This is a genomic window from Vibrio sp. Y2-5 (genome assembly GCF_014596725.1).
Taxonomy (GTDB): domain Bacteria; phylum Pseudomonadota; class Gammaproteobacteria; order Enterobacterales; family Vibrionaceae; genus Vibrio.
In genome coordinates this window covers 88,273-106,993 of the sequence record NZ_JACVEG010000007.1, presented here as the reverse complement: position 1 = coordinate 106,993, position 18,721 = coordinate 88,273, and the positions used below count along the sequence as shown (strand labels likewise).

Genomic DNA, 18,721 nt, shown 5'->3' with positions numbered 1-18,721 from the left:
GAGCGCAATGCTCCCCTCATTCACTAGCCGAGTCTTACCTCTACTTGATGTTCACCTTCAGTAAACACTGGCACTTTGTTCCCTGCTAGGACTTCACCATTCACGCGTAACTCAGCCACACCTTTACTTACTTTGTCTGGGTTGGTTACGTGAATATGGTAGGTAGCACCACGGAACTGGCGTTTAACGCGAAACTCTTTCCATTCAGATGGAATACAAGGATCAACAATCAATCCATCAATGTCAGGACGCACGCCCAAAATCCATTGTGTTCCGGCAACATAAGTCCACGAAGATGTGCCCGACAACCAAGCGTTTCGGCCAAGACCAAACTGCGGATGCTCATCACCAAGAATGTTTTGCGGGTAGCAGTAAGGTTCAGATTCAAAGATATCAATCACATCATTCTTTGATGCAGGGTTGATTTGGCGGTAGTACTCGTAAGCACGATCACCGTTACCCATTTTCGCTTCAGCAATCATCACCCAAGGGTTGGAGTGCAGGAAAATACCGCCATTTTCTTTCGCGCCCGGAGGGTAAGTTGAAACACCACCAAGGTTCGGGTTAAAGCCATTGTAACCAGGGGTTGAAAGCTTAATGCCGTTTGCCGTATTGAGTTTGGTGTATACCGAGTTAAGCGCCTGAGTTGCGCGCTCTTGCTCTGCAAAGCCTGCAATTACTGGCCAGCTTTGACCATTGGTATAGATTTGACCTTGCGCATTGGTATGAGAACCGACAGGTTGTCCCTGCTCGTCAAAGTAACGAACAAACCACTCACCATCCCAGCCACATTGGTTAACGATGGCCTTCATCTGCTCATACTGTGCCTGATATTGCGCGGCACGGTCATCTTCACCACGCAAGCGGCAGAGATCGAGCATATCGAGTAGCGCTTTACCGTACATGCTGGCAACCATTAGAGACTCAGCACCTGTTGGCAAGTTCACTGTATCGTTCCAGTCAGCGAAACCAAGCAGTGGCAAGCCATGTTGACCAGTATTACCACGAGTGAACTCAATCGCGCGGCATAAGTGTTCCCACACGCTCGCCGATTCAAGTGGTTTGCCTTGCTTATCTTTTTGATAGAACGGAATTAGCTTATCGAGAAACGCTGCATTACCTGTTTCTTTGACGTACTGCGTTACTGCATAAACAATCCACAAGTGGTCATCGCCGTAGTAATCAGGGCGGTCTTCTTCTTCACGAGAGTCACCTGCGTTCGCTTCCATCGTAGATGGGAAGAACTGGTGCATCGCTGAGCCATCAACGTTTTGTACCGAAAGCAGACGCTCGATAAACTCACGCGCTTCTTCAGGCATATGAGTGATAACACCAAGAGTGTCTTGCGAAGAGTCTCTGAAACCAATGCCGCGAGCACCGTAGCCAAGCTGATACAAAGACAAATAGCGTGACCAGTTTTTCGTTGTATGACACTGACGTGGGTTGTGAATGTTCAGCATTGAGTTCATTGCTGGATCTGGCGTTTCAACCTGAACTGCCGCAAGATAGTTGTCCCAATGAGTAGCCAGAGCGTCAAACGCCTTATCCACTTCTTGATGATCGCGATACTTCGCAAGCATAGGTTCAGCTTGTGCTAGGCTCGGCATTTGCGTTAGCTGTACAACGGTACGTTCGTTCTGCTGTGGTGCTAACCAACCTAAACGCAAGTTTAATGCGCCAATGTTGTCACCACGCAGACATTCACTATTACCCAGTTCAGCAGTAAACAGTTTTTCAGGCGCAGCCCAGCTGCCATAACCCATATTACCGAGGAACTTCTGGCGGTCACCATCAAAAGAGGTCGCAGGGCGATCTGCCGTCATCAGGTTTACCGCGTAGTCGCGTTTCATAAAGGCATACTGCTCTAGAACTGTATGTCCAGACGCTTGTTGATGCGCTTTTAAAGTCATGGTTTGAGGTACCCAGTCCGCGTTAACCAATTGTTTTAACGCGTCAAAATGGGTAAATTCAAACACAGGCACAACATCTACATGCAGCTCTTCATCACTTATGTTGGTGACTTTGATGTCTTCAAGTAGCACAGGAGCATCTTTAGGCACAAACATAGTAACTTCACATCGAACGCCATAGCCTTCTGAAATGATTTTTGTGTAAGAAAGACCGGTGTGGTTCTCGAACTTTTCCAGCGGCTTTAATGTTGGCGTGTAAAAAGGTGAAAATACTTCAACTTTCCCTTCACGGTTGGTCACTTTCAGATAGACAGTAGAGCCTTTAAAGTCTGAGTTTGGCAGTTGGGTAATGTATTTAGTGATGCGGTTCAGCGCAGGGTCACCTTTACACAAAACAACACCACCGTTGCTGTCAACCAGACCACCAAACTCCAGTGTTCCTACATAGTTACACCACTTAATCGGTGTACAAGGAGTGGTGGCGATATATTCTTTATTGTTATCGTCAAAATATCCGAATTTCATATCACTATCCTTAGCTCCCATACGTGTGGGAGCTAACTATTAAATTGATTCTTGGGTCTTGTATTTAGGCTGGTTACTAGTGAGCCAGTGATTTTTCACTCAACGCGTCAAACAAGTGAATAGCATCCAGGTCAACGTAAAGTGTCTGTTCTTTGCTCTCCACTTCTGCTGCCTGTGTTTCTACAGTCAAAGGTTGACCGCTCACTTCTGTTCTCAGCAAGATGCTTGCGCCAAGCAACTCTTTGTCTTTGATAGTGACTGGAATCGGCAGCACACGGTCATGATCGACTTGCTCTGGACGTAAGTGGATATCGGTTGGTCGAATGCCAAAGTGCAGAGCAAGATTCTTAGAAGCATGCGCTTTAAAACGCTCAGGGAGTGGAATCTTCACATCACCCAAAAGAATAAAGTATTCATTCTGCTCACTAATCAATTTCGCATCTAACATGTTCATTGACGGGTTACCGATGAACTGAGCAACAAACTTGTTTGCAGGACGTTTAAACACTTCCGTTGGAGTACCAACCTGTGCCACATAGCCATCTTTCAGAATCACGATGCGATCAGCCAATGTCATTGCTTCGATCTGGTCATGAGTTACATAAATAGTGGTTGTTTTCAGCTCACGGTGTAGTTGTTTGATCTCTTCACGCATCACACCACGTAGCTTGGCATCAAGGTTAGACAACGGCTCATCAAACAAGAACACTTTCGGCGTACGTACCATCGCGCGGCCCATCGCAACACGCTGACGTTGACCACCAGAAAGCTCTTTCGGTTTACGGTCCAGTAGCGCTTCTAGCTCCAGCATTTTGGCAGCTTTGCGAACTTCCACGTCGATGTCTGGTTTCTTCATGCCTTTGAGCTTGAGGGCAAAAGCAATGTTTTCATACACAGTCATATGTGGGTACAAAGCGTAGCTTTGGAACACCATCGCCAAATCGCGATCTTTAGCGTCAATCTTGTTCATCAACTTATCGTCAACATAGATTTCGCCAGAAGAGATGTCTTCAAGACCCGCAAGCATACGTAGCGTAGTTGATTTACCACAGCCAGAAGGACCAAGGAAAACCACGAATTCGCCATCATTTACTGTGAAATCAAAGTGCTTAACAACGTCCACATTTCCAAAAGACTTTTTAATTTTACGAAATTCTACTTTAGCCATTACTTGTTCTCCTCGGCGCGCTCTAGAAGCATATTGCGGTACGCAATAGCGCTCTGCTTCAATGTTCTTTTCTGGGTTACATAGTCAACATGGACAATGCCGAAACGCTGTTCATAGCCAAATGCCCATTCGAAGTTGTCCATTAAACTCCAAGCAAAATAACCATCGACACGAACACCAGCACGGATAGCGTTGTCAACCGCTTCTAGGTGAGTTTGGAAATAACGAACACGTTGTTCATCGTTAACTTCACCATCAATAATTGAATCGTTACCAGCCGCACCATTTTCCGTAACGTATAAAGGCGGTACATTGTCGTAACGCTGATCGAGCCTTACTAGAAGATCCGTTAGGCCTTGCGGATACATTTCCCAACCGATGTGAGTGTACTCAGCGCCTTCTGGCTTAATTGTTTCAATCTCATTTTGCTCATTGAAACGAGCAACACTGCGGCTGTAATAGTTAATACCGATGTAATCCACCGGTGCCGACATAATTTCTAAGTCGCCCGCTAGGATCATTGGCATATTGGCTTTTTGTTTTTCAACTACAGCACTCGGATATTGCCCCTTGAGTACAGGGTCAATGAACCAATGGAAGTTCTCTGCTTCACAGTAGTCAGCCGCCGCTTGGTCTTTATCAGTAGCCGGATAGCTCGGCGTTGCGTTGAATACGATGCCATGCATAGACTCAGGCGCATTTTTTCTTAGCACTGGCATAGCTAAACCATGACCTAACATCAGGTGATGAGCGGCTAGATAACCTTCTTTATCACCTTTAATACCCGGTGCATGTTCACCCCAACGGTAGCCTAAGAAAGCGGCAACGAATGGTTCATTGAGCGTGGTATATACATCGATCTTGTTACCAAAATGCGCGCTGACAACTTCTGCGTATTCGGCAAATTTGTACGCTGTTTCACGGTTCAGCCAACCACCTTTGTCTTCCAAATATTGAGGAAGGTCCCAATGGTAAAGCGTCACATAAACTTTCATACCGCGTGCATGACACTCATCGATGATCTGCTCATAGAACTTAAGACCCTCAGGATTAACCACGCCGTCTTGAGGCAGGATTCTTGGCCATGCAATCGATAAGCGGTACGCATCCACACCTAGGTCTGCAATCATTTCGATATCTTGCTTCCACAAGTGGTAGTGGTCACAAGCAACATCTCCGTTGTCACCTTTATCTACTTTGCCTGGTACCTTACAAAACGTATCCCAAATAGAAGGTGTACGACCACCTTCATGAATACCGCCTTCGATCTGATAAGAAGACGTCGCGACACCGAAAACAAAATCTCGAGTAAGTAGTGCCGAATCTTTCGGTAACTGGTATTTATTTATAGACATATCTTTTCTCTTAACCTTTAACTGCACCGGAGGTTAAGCCACTAATCATCTGCTTCGAAGCAAACAGATAAGTAATAACTAACGGTAAAATGGAAATTGTGGTTCCTAGCATTACTGCTCCCCAAGGAGTATTCGGAATACCTTGTACACTTCGTAGTGCCTGAGTAATGACATAATTTTCCGGTGAGTTAAGTACAACTAAAGGCTGCATGAACATGTTCCAGAAGAAGACGAACTGAACGATAGCCAGGGTGGCAAGTGCTGGTTTCATCAAAGGTAATACCACACTCCAATACGTTCTGAACTCACCTGCACCATCCAGTTTTGCCGCTTCTAGAAGCTCTTTAGGAATAGAAGCAACTACGTGCTGACGCATCAGGAAAATACCAAATGGTGTCGTTGTGAACGGAAGCCATACCGAAATATGGTTATCCAGCAAGCCTAAGAACTTAACGATCATGAAATACGGGATCAGGCTTAACACTGGCGGAATCATCATCGAACCAACCAACATGCCAAACAGGATGTTTTTGCCACGGAACTTAAATACCGCAAACGCATATCCGCCCATACTACAGAACAGCAATGAAATGGTTGTTCCTAGGAATGCTACGTAGATAGAGTTAAACATCGCCTGCCAAAACGGCATGATCTGTTGCAGTTTGGCGTAGTTGATTGCAAGACTGTCACCAATAGCAAAACTGATTCCTGTACCGAAGATCTCCCCACGGTCACGCGTCGAAAGCAGTGCTGACCAAATGAAGGGGAAAACAGTCACAATGGCTGACACAATCAGGACAAGTGCCAAAACAACCATCAAGATCTTAGTGAAACTTTCAATCGCTCGATCGCTAGGCTTAATCGAAGCCCATAACGACGAGTTTGATGTAACAGATTGAGTCGTCATGTTATTGCTCCCCCAAACCTTTTTTACCGAAGAAGAAGAATTGAACCATGGTACAAGCGGCAATCAGAGCAAACAGCAACCAAGAGATAGCTGACGCCGTACCCATTTCAAGCCATTCCCAGCCCACCTTGTACAAGTACATAGAAATAGTAAGACCAGCCTGACCAGTACCACCGCCGCCGCGCGTCAACACGAACGGTTCTTCAAACAACTGTAAGTTACCAATGATGGTCATAGTTACAGCGAAGAAAACAAACGGGCGAATCATAGGTAGTGAAATGTTCCAGAAGCGACGAAGTGCGTTGGCACCATCCATACGGGCAGCTTCAAGAATGTCTTTCGGAATCGTCATTAAGCCTGTGGTGTACAGTACGATGTTGAAACCTGTGTACTTCCAGAACACCATGATAGCGATAGATGGCTTAATCAAAGTTGCATCATCCAACCAGCGAATTGGCTGGAAATCATTCACCCAAGCAAATGCCCAACCAAACAGTGAACTGTCTGCCAGCGCCATCAAAGTCTGGTTGATGATGCCGGAGTTTGGTGAATACATGTTGAAGAAGATCAATGATGCCGCAACCGTAGAAGTGATGTACGGAAGAAAATACGCTGATGTTAACCAATGACGGATTTTATCCCCCATCGAAACAAGAATATACGCAACCGGAATAGCAATTAAGTGCTGGGCTAGGCCAGAGGTAATCGCTAACCAAAAGGTATTTTGTAGAGAACGCCATAGCCATGGGTCTGTGAGAGCGATTTGGTAGTTTTCAACGCCCACATATTCCATCGCCGCTAACCCTTCTACTGGGTTCCATGAGTGAAACGACAAGAAAACAGAAAAAAGTAACGGAAAAATTCCAAATACAGAAAAAATAACTAAAAACGGCAACAGAAACGAATACGGTGTAAGCGCTTTCAAATTCAGGCGAGAAAAAAGGCTTTCGCCGCCTGATGTTTTCACTGAGTTACCTGTAGATTGGTTCATAGTAACAACCCCTTACCTAGGGAGGCGTAAGTAACGCCTCCCAAAAATTAAAACAACTCTAGCTTACATGTTACGCGTACGACGTTTAATCAAGCGCTCAGCCTCTTCAAGCGCAGTCTTGATATCTTTGCCTTCGTCTAACACTTCCATCAGTGCATTTTCTAGGACGATAGAACGCGCCACGTGGTCACCTTTAGCAGGAGCAACTGGCTTGATGTTTTTCGCCACTTCAGCAAACAACAAACGAGCTTTCTGACCACCTAAGAAAGGCATTTCTTCTTCGAACATAGGGTCATCGTAAGTAGTTACGTTAGCAGGGAAAGCTGCGATAGTTTCAAAGTGTTTAAGCTGTACATCACGACGAGTTGTCATGTACTCAATTAACTTCCACGCTTCATCTTGTTTAGTTGATTGAGTAGGGATAGAAAGGAAAGAACCACCCCAGCTGCCGTAGATACCGTCAGGTAGGTGAGATACACCCCATTTGCCTGCAGTTCCCGGAGCAATCCAGTTGTTTAAGTGGCCAAGTAGCCAAGCACCAGATAGCTGAGTTGCAAACGTGCCGTTACGGAAACCTTCATACCACTCGTTTGACCAAGCTAGAATTTTGCCATCTAAGCCTTTATCACGAATTTTCTTTGCAACTTCAAATGCATGAACAAAGCGCTCAGAAGTGACCACTGGGTTACCTTCTTTGTCGAAGTACAGACCTTCGCCTTCAGGTACAGTAGTAAAAATGATGGCTTGTGCTACGTCAGATGCAGAAGCAATCAACTGAATGTTTTTCGCTTTTAGTTTTTCACCAGCCGCAATATATGAATCCCAGTCTTTGATCGCTTCATTCAAGTCGATCCCTGCATCCTTAAAGATGTCTGTACGGTAGTACATAACACCAGGACCAAGGTCGACAGGCATACCGTAAACATCACCATCAGCACCTTTGCCTTGTGTCCAAGCATACGGAGCAAAACGGTCAGCATACTTATCAGCACCGTATTTTTCAGACAAGTTAACTAAGCCACCAGACGCTACAAATGGACCGATTTTCTCTACATCCACAACGATCACATCACCAGCACCTGAACCTGTTGCAAGGTTAGTGGTTAGCTTAGTGTGGTGGTCACCATGGTTGTTCATTAAGTAATCAACCTTAATGCCCGTTTCTTTCTCGAAGTCAGGTAGCAGTACTTTCAAGCTGCTATCAAAATCAGGGAAACCATCAAAACGGATCTGGCTATCAGCTGCGGTTGCCGTTGTAGCAAGTCCCAGCGCAATCGCACTCGAAAGTGCTAAGGTCTTAAATTTCATGCTTTATCCTTAATGTAGTTATAGGGTACTCGTTATGTCCTTGACTGAATCTCGCACTACTAACGCAGGGTTGAGTTTGAAATTCACATCTTGTTTATTCTTGTTAAGCTTTTGCAAAGTGAGCTGTACTGCCTCAATGCTCATCTGCTCAATCGGAAAATTAATCGTGGTTAAAGAGGGAGTGAGATAACGAGCAAAAATGTTATCGTCAAAACCCACAAGTGAGACATCACCAGGAATGGAATAACCGGCTTCCCGTAACACCTCAAATGCTCCAAACGCCATATGATCATTTGACGCAAAAATCGCAGTGAACCGACAATCTCTCTTCAGCAATTTCTTCATGGCGATAACACCTGTTTCTTCAGTAAAACCTGCTTCAGAAACCAGTGCTTCGTTATACTCCAACCCTGCATCTTCCAAGGCTCTTCGATAGCCTTGTAAGCGTCCTCGAGCATCAGATTTGTCTAAAGGTCCGGTAATACAAGCGATCTCGGTATGGCCTTTCTGTAATAGATACTGCGTAGCGAGTTTTCCCCCCAGCTCGTTATCAATATCAATACAGCTTCGATACATCTCTGGAATAAAGCGGTTCACTAAAACAACAGGAATGCCCTGCTCTTCCAAAGAGATTAAGTAATCATCACTCAGGTGCTGAACATGGAGAATCAATGCATCGACTCTGCGCCCTAGCAGAAACTCTACAGACTCGCGTTGTCCTTGTTCAGTATTGGAACCCGCTGTCACGATGGCATGGTAGCCAAAGCGACGTAGGTTCTCTTCCAAGCAATGAAGAATGCCCGAATAAAAAGGCCCACCAAGTTCCGGAACAACAATTCCCACACTGCCAGTACGACTTGATGCTAAAGCCTGAGCGATAGAGTTAGGACGGTAGCCCAGCTCTTTAATCGCTTTTTCGACTTTTAGCTTTTTATCGTGACTCACACGACTAGTACCATTAATTACTCTGGATACTGTCGCCTGAGATACCCCCGCATGCTCAGAGACGTGTTTAATTGTTGCCACCGATACCTCAATACTACTTTTGTTGAAAACGCTTACAAGGTAAGTATTCCGTAGTTAGTGAGAGTAATGAGTGAGTATGGTCACACTAATTTTTGGGAAAAAATAGAGCTTTCATAAAAGTAGAGAGCTCTTACAATTTCATCCCCTTCCATGAAACAGTTTCATGAAACTTATTTTCCCAGTCAGGCATCCTTAGTTATAAATATTCTTATTAAAAAGCTTAAAATATTTAAAACGCCAATATTTAATTTTTATTTATACAATTTCTTTATTTCTTTCTTCCGATTGCAAAATAAAACTTTCCGTCAATTCAAATTGAATTTCAGCCAAACGCTCTAATTTTTCGCCATGCTCTGCTACTTGGGTTGACCGCTGTAAATTTTGCTCAGATAACGAATGAATATGACTGACATTTTTCGTCACTTCACTGGCAACGGATTGGTGAACAATCGTTGCGGAAGCGATTTGTTGACTACGATGAGACACTTGATTCAGCAGTTCATGCAACTTCACAAAGCGACCATTAACCTGCTTGGCTTGCTGCATGCTTTGGGTCATGCCAGAGAGGCAGTTGGAAATCTGTTTGCCAGCAATATCTGTTTGACGCTGTAAACGCTCAATTTTATTTTGAATTTCCTTCGCACTATGCGTAGTTTGAGCAGCAAGAATCCTGACCTCATCCGCAACCACTGAAAACCCTCGCCCATATTCACCTGCACGAGCCGCTTCTATCGCAGCATTCAACGCGAGTAAGTTGGTCTGTTCTGAGATACCAGAAATGGTATCCAAGATAGATTCAATGCTGATGCTCTCTTGTTCCAGAGCTTGATTCGTTGCCGTGACCTGATTTAGCTCTTGAGAAAGTCGCTCCAACATAGCCACATTCTCAGTCATATCCGTTTGCGCCTTATCGGAGTGCTCAACCGCTTCAGTCACTAAGCGCAGTGTGTCCTCAGTCGATTGGGCAATATCTGTCACTGAACATTCAATTTCTTCCATCGAGGAAGCTACTGATACCGTCTGCGAAGTTTGCTCGTAAATAGCGTCATTGAGCTCGGTACTGATACCTTGATTGGTTAATGAAGTGCTGTTGAGCTCGGAACTTGACTGACGTATGCGTTCAATAATCAGCGATAGATGGCGAACAACCAGGTTGACCTTTTCCGCCACTTGTCCAAATTCATTGTTTGCCGAATATTCCACTTCCTGAGTCAAATCTTTAGCGGCAATTCGATTTAATGCATTGAGCAAAAGTCCGGTCGCTTTACGTACCATATTGGTAAAACTCAGAACCAGACATGCAGTAATAAAAATGGAGGCCAACGAGATACCAATAAACAGCGAACGAGTCTCACTCGACGCTTGTCTTGCTTCATCATAGAGTTGGTTGGCGATTTGATTAGCATAACGAGAAAGGTTGTCGACATTCGCCAACTGAGCATCAATTTTTTGCTCTAATTCGGAGCGTAATTCTGCGAGATTCTCAGCTTGCTCAACCACATCAACATGCATCTTGACGGCGCCTGTTGGTTGGAAAGTGAGTTGTTTTAGTACGGATAGTGGTGTTTCAAGCGAAGAATAGAGCTTTGAGTGATTTTTGATCAGCAGTTGTTCACTCTCGTCAAGATAACGCTGGCGATTGGTCAGACGGCGCGCAACGGATCGAAGCTCCGTCATATCTTGCAACTTGAACACTTCGTTAGCTTCGTTGTTCAGCAAACCAACTTGGCTGATAAGTCCATCTAAGGCTTTTAGCGCCTCTGCCGAATCTGCGCTGCTGCGCGCACGTTGAAGCGCATTACCCAGCTGAGTAACGAGTGATTGGAACTGAGACTGCAACAGATAGCTCTGGTCTAACTGATCTAAGTAACTGGCATGTGCGTCAATAACAGCATTCAAAACCGCTAATACCTGCTCACCCTGCACTGTGATTGGCTCTACGTAATCGTGTAAGTCTGGGCGCTGCTGCGTTTGAGCAACAAACCAACGAAGCTGAGTGTTATAAGTCTCGATATTGGCTTGAATTGACTCAACAAAAGGCGGCAGTTCATCCAGATATTGCGCCGATAAGTAGGGAGTCAAACTGCGGTTAATGTTAAGAAAATCAATGGTAAGCTGCGCTGAGCGAAGCATCAGCGGCGTTGCATCTTGAGTGATGGATTCCATCTTAGCCGTAACGTTCTGGTTACTACTGACAGATAGCCATGCAGACCCGATCATAATTGCGATAACGCACATACAACCAAAATATAGACGAGAAACTAACGATTGAAAGGGCATACTCCACCTACTGATAAACAATTCACTACATGCTGTTCTTTGCAAGATAAAAAATGGGCACACATTGGTGCCCAAAGTTGGAGTTAAATTGGTTGGTAAACCAAGCCCCAATAATCTGCCTTTGGGGCTAATACATAGATAGACAGTAAACTATGAGTGGATTACCACCATGCCTCGAACATTGCACCTACTGTAACAGTATCTGCATTTGTTGAAGTAGAAGAACCTGCTCCAGTCGTTTCAACATCACCCACAGTGGTGTAGAAACGAAGCATTGGACGGCTCCAAGGTAGGCCACCAAGTGAAAGGTTTTGAGATAATGTTACTTTCCAGCCATTCACTTCTTTGCCATTGTCCCAATCTTCCATAGCATAACCCGCTTCTAGCCAAGTTGAATGCGTTTCATCCCATTGGTATTGAGGACGAACGATACCTGCGTATTCGTTTTTCTCATCTGCATCAGCACCGGCAATATTTTTGTAAGACACTAAGTAATCAATGATGAACTGATCCGATGCTTTAGCGTTACCTTCCAAACTTACGTATAGAACTTGTTTGTCGCCCGCCAAATCAAATGCAGAATCATCTGCACCGTCCGCATATTTTGTAACCAGTTTATTTGAGCTACCTAGACCAAGAGTAGCACCTACCTGCCATGACGTTTCATCTTGCTTAGCAGCATCAGCTTGGTCTGAAGCGAAACCGTAGTTTGCGTATAGGTCTAGATTACCGATACCCGCGTTGATGCCGTGCAGTTTTGACGTAATCGCGTAAACACCATTGTCATTGTTCAAGCTACCGCCGTTTGCATCGACTTTACCGACAAAGCCCATGTCTAACTTAGCGCCACCAAGATTTAAGTTGTTGAAACCTGCACCTTGACCATCGTGAGTGAATAGGAAGTAATCATTTAGACCTTGTTGTTGACGACCGTGGAAGTCACGACCAGCCCATATATACAGCTCAGGTTGGCTTTCAAATACATTGGTCACACCAGCGTACGCTTTTTTCAAACTCACACCACCGTCTGAACCCCAGCTACGATGGGCCCACTCGTCAAACATTACCACTATGTCCCACTTAGCGCCGTTGTCAGCTTGGAAGATTTTGCCTAACTGGAACTCACCACCGTTAGATTCATTACCGAGACGACCCAGCGATTTACCTGAACTACCAACTTCCACATAAGGCTTATCACCATCTGAATAATGTGCGCCATAACGTGCATAACCAGAGAAGATGAGGCCTTGAGGTACTTTTGTATCTGGCGTCAATACAGCTTGTTGTTGATCATTGACATAATCAATTTCAACAACCTTAGCTTCCAGCTCTTGAATACGCTTTTCTAAAGCTGACATATCGGTATCTGCCGCGAACACAGAGGCAGAGGATAAAATAGATGCCACAGCAAAAGTTATTGGTAAAACTTTAAAGTTCTTCATGTTATTTCCCTATTAAATTTAGGTTTGTTCTAATTCAGGGAAATAATAAGTAATGAAAGGTTTGAAAATATTTGCCGACCTCACACCCACGTATCGAAATAAATGGCATGAAACAAGCGCGAAGAGTCTTTGATATGGATATTAAATTGAATTCAACTAGTTAAGAACGAATTTTATCTTTTACTAATAATGAAATCGCTTTCATTTCATGGGGTTTAGCGAATTTAGTCACGAAATGTTCGTGCTCTTTGTGCTTAAAAAACAAACCGCCTGTGAAAACTTTCAATATTATGAAAACTTTCACAGGCAACTTTCTTCCACCGTTATATGAAAACAGCTTTATGTTACAGAAGTTTGAACCTAACCCAAGATGATGAACGCCATCTCACCAACATAATGATGCCACGCACCCATTCATCTAAAGCTATCGCCATCCAAGCACCAATGACCCCAAAGCCCCAATGAATACCTAAAAGATAAGAGAAACACACCCCGACACCCCACATACACAGTATGCCGATTTGTACTGGGAAACGAACGTCCCCCGCCCCTTTCAAAGCAGAGATAAAAACAAGGTTAAACACACGTCCAGCTTCAAGAATGATCGACCCCATCACTAATGTCCCTGTGAGATACAAGATCTCCGTTTGATGAGTAAACAGAGGCAATATCGAATCTCTAAGCAAATAAATAGCACTGGCAGCAGAAATAGAGACAACAAAACTCACCAAGAAATAGATCTGCACCCGCTTAAGAATACTCTCTATCCAGCCTTTTCCTATGTAGTAACCCGTCTGAATCTGGGTTGCTTGACCTATCGCTAAAGCGAAGGCAAACGAGAAACGCGCGATATTTTGCGCATAGGTAAAAGCAGCAAGCGAAGCGGTTCCCATCTGCACAACAAAGTAGACAATTGCAATCTGTGCCATGTTATATGACAACACTTCACCCGCATTCATTCCGCCTATTTTAAGAATTTTTTTGTATACCCCTGCAGGAACGTTCTTTAATGAGCCCATCGGCAATGAAATAGGGCTGTATTTCAATATGAAGCCGAGGGTGACCGTGCCAATCACCTGACTGATAACCGTCGCAACAGCAACACCTTGCACCCCATAAACAGGCAGCCCAAATGGCTGGTAAAGCGCAATATAGTTCCCAATCACATTCAACAGGCCACTGATCAGGTTCACCACCATAGGTGAGCGAGAATACCCATAACTGCGCAGAATTGTGGTAAAGACAATGCCGAGGGTGACATTAAACGTCATTGCACCACTAATGATGAGATACTCTTGTGCGTAGAGTTCAACTTGGGGTTCAAGACCATAAAACGAGATAAGATTCACCGCACCCAGTACGGCTACGACACTCAGCAACACCCCTACAACAACGGATAGCGCAATACTGGCAACGCCTACATTCGTCGCATCTTGGGTTCGCTCTGCTCCATTGTATTGAGCAATAAGAATGCCGGTGCCACTACTGACAAATGTAGAAACAATGATCAGGAAAAATGTCAATTGCGTGATTACACCAACGGCGGATACCGCTTTATCCGAATAACCAGAAAGCATGAATACGTCACTGGTACCGAGCGCCGTCCTCAGCAGAATTTCCACTAATATGGGCCACGTTAAAGCAACAATAGACATACGCTGATGAAATTTTTCATTTTTGGGCATTATTTTGACCTTAAAAGGGATAAGTAACGCTGTCCCAGAGTGGGCTGACAGGGAGTCATCACTGGCTAGATAAAAGAGTGGTTAATTCTATATTTTTGCCCGAACGGGATATGCAAGTATGGGTTTGATATTTTTTGGCGCTTAAGTCTATGATAGGCAACTATCTACTTCTACCAAAAACGCGACGAATAAAAGGAAAATAACGACATGGAGACCACCTATCACTTAAAACATCATCAGCGTTACCCACATCTGAATTTCGCCTATCTTGACTGCCATCACTACCACGATTTTGGCTTACACCGTCATGATTATTCCGAACTGTTTCTAGTGATAAGTGGCAAAGGTAATCACTTAGTTTCTTCACACATATACCCTCTCAATCCTGGAGATGTATTCGTGATCAATGGAGACATCGAGCATGCCTTTCAGGATGTCGATAAACTAAGAATTATTAACCTAATGTTTGAAGCCGATGCACCATTTTTTGAGACCCCTTCACTGAGAAGGCTCTCTGGTTATCAAGCGATGTTCAAAGTGGAGCCCATAGCTCGTCAAACAAGTAAGTACCGCTCACAGCTCACCTTAAACGATGAGCAGTTTCCTATCGTTGAAGAGCTCATTCAGAGGATCGGCCAAGAATATGATCAAGCTGAAAGCGGTTTTGAAACCATGCTGACCAGTTTAATGCAGCAACTGGCGGTCACCTTAGCTCGTATGTACCAGCAGCAAACGCAAGACCTGCCTCAGACCACAATGGCATTAGGTAGAGCACTGATATTCATTGAACAGAACTTTACCAATAGCAATATGCATAGTCGCGATATTGCCCAAGCCGCATTTATAAGTCAGCGGCAGCTCGAAAGGTTGTTTAAGCAGTTCCTCAACACCTCCCCTAATCTGTATTTAAGAGAGATGCAGCTAAAGCACGCACACGCCTTACTGGCTAATGATAATCCTATGCCGATTCAACAAGTGGCTGAGCAATCTGGATTCAGTGACAGCAACTATTTTTCCAAATGCTTTAAGAAGAAATTCGCCTTAAGCCCGCGCCAATACATCAAACAAAAAAGAAAACCTGAAACTGAAAATACGGCCGTGAACTAACCGGTTATAAGCCAACGTAGCTTTTAATTCCGTCAAGGAACATCTGTGTGGAGATCATCACCAGCAATAATCCCATTAGCCTCTCAACCGCTTTTAGACCTCTCTCGCCCAGTATTTTATGGAAGAACCCATTAAACATCAGAATAATGGACGTTCCTGTCCAGGCAATCATCACTGCTGCCGACAACTCCCACAACTGCGTTGGGTTTTGACTGGAGAGTAAAAGTAGAGTCGCAATCACAGTTGGACCAGCAATCAAAGGAATAGCTAAAGGCACAATAAAGGGTTCTTCGCCAGCGGCTAACCCCGTAATACTGCCCGCGCTAGGGAAAATCATCTTAATCGCGATGATGAAAAGGATAATGCCGCCAGAAATACTGAGAGTTTCTGGCTGAACATGCAAAAAGTCCATGATTGACTGACCCGCGAACAAGAACAGCATCAGAATCGCGAGAGCAAACAACATTTCTCGAATCAGAACAATACGTCTGCGTTTCGCATCAATGTGTTTCAGAATCGATAAGAAAATGGGCAGATTACCCAATGGATCCATGATGAGAAATAACAATGTTGCGGCAGATAAGATGTCCATAGCGTCTCAGTGTGAATAAGCATAATGGCGCAGTATATCAACGTAGTTTAGATTTTACGATTAGGAACAAGTGCAGACTGAAGCACGAAAAATACCGCCACCATCATACACTGATTAGTGTTGACAAATTTCTGCCAGATTTAAGTGCCAAACACCGTCTTTAATGATCACTTTCTGCTTTGTCTGAAAGAACTCAAGCACAGTATCGGTATCCATGCCGGAAAGTTTACAGGTGCGGAAAAGCACTTGGGTACCGAACTCATTAGCAATAAATTGGCGCAGTTGCTCTTCAGTCATAGGTTGCACCTTCAACTGATTCAAAATTTTATGAGCATGAATGTGTTGTTCCACTTTGACTCTCCTATTGAGTTTTTGAACAGAAGCAGTCTTAGCTTATCTCTATTACTAAAGAGTGGCGTTGATTTAAAACAGCCTTAAATGACCACTGAAGCAACAATTAGAGCTTGGGCGAGTAGATAACTTCCACCGATTAAGGCCTTGCCATAGCGTAGAGGCTGGCGATAGTCATGGATAGCGAGAATAATCGTCGAGACGATAAAACTTAAGCTACCGATAAAACCGAGCAAAGAAGCATGTGTTGGAGAGGTAATCCAAACTTCCCCTGATGCCCATGTCATCTGTAGCAAAGTCATTCCCATAATGGTTACAGGAAAAATAAGAGTATCGATTTGAGGTAGCAAGAGGAAAAACGCAACGATGCTAGCCGCGATAAGCAAAGCTGGTAACCACCAGATCATCGGCCCGGTAAGCTGTATCCAAAACGCTTTGCTATAAAAAAGCTGTACCACGAGAAAAGCGCTAAAACAAGCTTTAGCCTGCTTCTGCTGAATTCGATAAATATCTGCAATCACAGAAACAACCAATCCGGCAAGAACCCATAAGGATGCTACCGACCAACCATTTTGCTGATTACTTATTATCGACAACAACAGCATCAACGATAGCAGACCTAGGCACAGTGTATTGAACACCACAGCCAGCTTCGTTTTATTGCTCTCAAACGCAGATATGCTGATAAATCCAGATATTACAGCCGAAATCCAGCCCAACATGCCTATACCTCATTAACAATCTGCCGCCAGTGTAGAGAGGTTAGATCGGATGTCCAGAAATGAAAGGCAAAAATTGGATCTTGATTATGATTCATTGTCTTCCCTATTCCTCAGCCACCTATAAAAACCTTATCTACACATAACTTAAAATGCATTAAACACTAAAGTCAAACCAATAACAAAGCCTAGCCACCACCACACCACATCAACAACAATAAAACCAATAGCCAAACGTTTGCTTTTTCCACATTTAAAGAGCTAAATTAAACACTAAAACATTAAATAACAATGAATTAGAAACGTAAAACAACAAAAAAACAAAACACAAACAAGCTAATGACAAAAAACAAAATTATTAGCCAATAAATGATGAGATTTCTTGTTAGAAAGAAAGTTAATGAGAACAAATATCAACAATGACTAGATATACAAGATAAACAACCACAAATTTAAGTTAACAAGACCAAACCTTACCAAACCACCCTCCCAATCAATAAAATGAAATAGAACACTATTAAAACACATTTAAAGTGTTATTTTTCAATACCTTAAACATAAATAGAGCAATAAAAAGACACAAGGGTGATTAAATGAACGCACCAAAACCACACATAAACATCACCAAAATCGAGCAAATCAGACTAGTTAAAGTTATTATTTTAAGCCACTACGAAAGAATAAATTGATCAAGCCACTAAAACAGTGTTAATCTAATTCCACAGGTGAATAGGCAGAAAAGGAGCAGTGTTATGATTTCTTCATCTCAAAAACAAGGTTTGGTAATGATCGCAGTTATCGTTGGCTTGATGACACTGCCAATGATGTACTAACCCAATGTTATACAAATAAAAAAGGACGCAATTGCGTCCTTTTTTATTTTCAATTTTTTAGTGCATGACTGCTATTGAATGTGCTTACTCAGCTCTTCCCAGTGTATGTAGTAGAAAATAAGAGCCGTTACGGTCATGAACATGACTAATGAAATTACAATTCCCCATACAAAGCGACTACTGCGAGGTGTGAGTTCTTTTTCACACTCATTACACACAGATAAAAACGCTCTGCGGTCTTCAAGCTTATAGCGATCTTCATGCACCACTTTATTGCGAATTGTTGCGACAAAACGCAGTTTTGCGATGACATCATGAGGTAAACGCTCTTCACAGCTACTGATTAGCTGATGCAGTCCTTTTCCTCGTGCGTGGTACTGTTCGCGCAGCAATCTTTCTAACTTTCGAGTACGAAGAACAACTTGTTCTATGTCTGACATCGAAGTTCTCCTTTTAAAATCGCCATCAATGTACTGATTCTTCGACTTTCATTTATCGACTTTTCTCTTTATACGTATCTCA

At 43.7% G+C, this 18,721-nt stretch carries 15 protein-coding genes; 1 reads left to right on the top strand and 14 read right to left on the bottom strand.

Annotation, left to right across the window (positions count from 1 at the left end):
- Window positions 1-23: 23 nt before the first annotated feature.
- From HUO09_RS16300 to HUO09_RS16255, 10 genes are all read right to left on the bottom strand, one after another.
- Window positions 24-2,435 (bottom strand): GH36-type glycosyl hydrolase domain-containing protein, encoded by a 2,412-nt coding sequence (locus HUO09_RS16300; RefSeq protein WP_188234584.1) that lies wholly within the window; start codon window positions 2,433-2,435, stop codon window positions 24-26.
- Between the two features lie 76 nt (window positions 2,436-2,511).
- Entirely contained in the window at window positions 2,512-3,603 is a 1,092-nt protein-coding gene (locus HUO09_RS16295) for an ABC transporter ATP-binding protein (protein ID WP_102966449.1), read from the bottom strand.
- Window positions 3,603-4,952: a GH1 family beta-glucosidase gene (locus HUO09_RS16290; protein ID WP_188234654.1), complete on the bottom strand. Its 1,350-nt coding sequence runs from the start codon at window positions 4,950-4,952 to the stop codon at window positions 3,603-3,605. Before HUO09_RS16290 ends, HUO09_RS16295 begins: the two co-directional genes overlap by 1 nt.
- A gap of 16 nt (window positions 4,953-4,968) precedes the next feature.
- On the bottom strand, window positions 4,969-5,775 hold the full coding sequence (locus HUO09_RS16285) for a carbohydrate ABC transporter permease (protein WP_373279377.1): 807 nt from the start codon (window positions 5,773-5,775) through the stop codon (window positions 4,969-4,971).
- A gap of 91 nt (window positions 5,776-5,866) precedes the next feature.
- Window positions 5,867-6,856, bottom strand: a complete 990-nt coding sequence (locus tag HUO09_RS16280; RefSeq protein ID WP_102954610.1) for a carbohydrate ABC transporter permease — start codon at window positions 6,854-6,856, stop codon at window positions 5,867-5,869.
- 63 nt (window positions 6,857-6,919) lie between these two features.
- Entirely contained in the window at window positions 6,920-8,164 is a 1,245-nt protein-coding gene (locus HUO09_RS16275; protein ID WP_188234583.1) for an extracellular solute-binding protein, read from the bottom strand.
- 18 nt (window positions 8,165-8,182) lie between these two features.
- Window positions 8,183-9,190, bottom strand: coding sequence for a LacI family DNA-binding transcriptional regulator (locus HUO09_RS16270; protein ID WP_102968434.1), 1,008 nt, complete (start codon window positions 9,188-9,190; stop codon window positions 8,183-8,185).
- Between the two features lie 255 nt (window positions 9,191-9,445).
- Window positions 9,446-11,470: a methyl-accepting chemotaxis protein gene (locus HUO09_RS16265; protein WP_223159471.1), complete on the bottom strand. Its 2,025-nt coding sequence runs from the start codon at window positions 11,468-11,470 to the stop codon at window positions 9,446-9,448.
- A gap of 161 nt (window positions 11,471-11,631) precedes the next feature.
- Window positions 11,632-12,912 carry a carbohydrate porin gene (locus tag HUO09_RS16260; protein WP_188234582.1) on the bottom strand — a complete coding sequence of 427 codons (1,281 nt, stop codon included), beginning with the start codon at window positions 12,910-12,912 and terminating at the stop codon, window positions 11,632-11,634.
- 344 nt (window positions 12,913-13,256) lie between these two features.
- On the bottom strand, window positions 13,257-14,597 hold the full coding sequence (locus HUO09_RS16255) for an MATE family efflux transporter (protein ID WP_188234581.1): 1,341 nt from the start codon (window positions 14,595-14,597) through the stop codon (window positions 13,257-13,259).
- A 207-nt stretch (window positions 14,598-14,804) separates the two neighbouring features.
- Between HUO09_RS16255 and HUO09_RS16250 the strand changes: the two genes are divergently transcribed.
- Window positions 14,805-15,704: an AraC family transcriptional regulator gene (locus HUO09_RS16250; protein WP_188234580.1), complete on the top strand. Its 900-nt coding sequence runs from the start codon at window positions 14,805-14,807 to the stop codon at window positions 15,702-15,704.
- Between the two features lie 4 nt (window positions 15,705-15,708).
- Here HUO09_RS16250 and HUO09_RS16245 read toward each other — a convergent pair whose 3' ends face one another.
- From HUO09_RS16245 to HUO09_RS16230, 4 genes are all read right to left on the bottom strand, one after another.
- The gene (locus tag HUO09_RS16245) at window positions 15,709-16,296 is read right to left on the bottom strand and encodes a YhgN family NAAT transporter (protein ID WP_167413294.1); all 588 of its coding nucleotides are present in this window, start codon (window positions 16,294-16,296) and stop codon (window positions 15,709-15,711) included.
- A 114-nt stretch (window positions 16,297-16,410) separates the two neighbouring features.
- Window positions 16,411-16,647 (bottom strand): YecH family metal-binding protein, encoded by a 237-nt coding sequence (locus HUO09_RS16240; protein WP_188234579.1) that lies wholly within the window; start codon window positions 16,645-16,647, stop codon window positions 16,411-16,413.
- A gap of 83 nt (window positions 16,648-16,730) precedes the next feature.
- Window positions 16,731-17,375: a lysoplasmalogenase gene (locus HUO09_RS16235; protein WP_188234652.1), complete on the bottom strand. Its 645-nt coding sequence runs from the start codon at window positions 17,373-17,375 to the stop codon at window positions 16,731-16,733.
- An 895-nt stretch (window positions 17,376-18,270) separates the two neighbouring features.
- A complete protein-coding gene (locus HUO09_RS16230) occupies window positions 18,271-18,639 on the bottom strand; it encodes a DUF4145 domain-containing protein (RefSeq protein ID WP_167413629.1) in 369 nt (122 codons plus the stop codon).
- Window positions 18,640-18,721 lie beyond the last annotated feature (82 nt).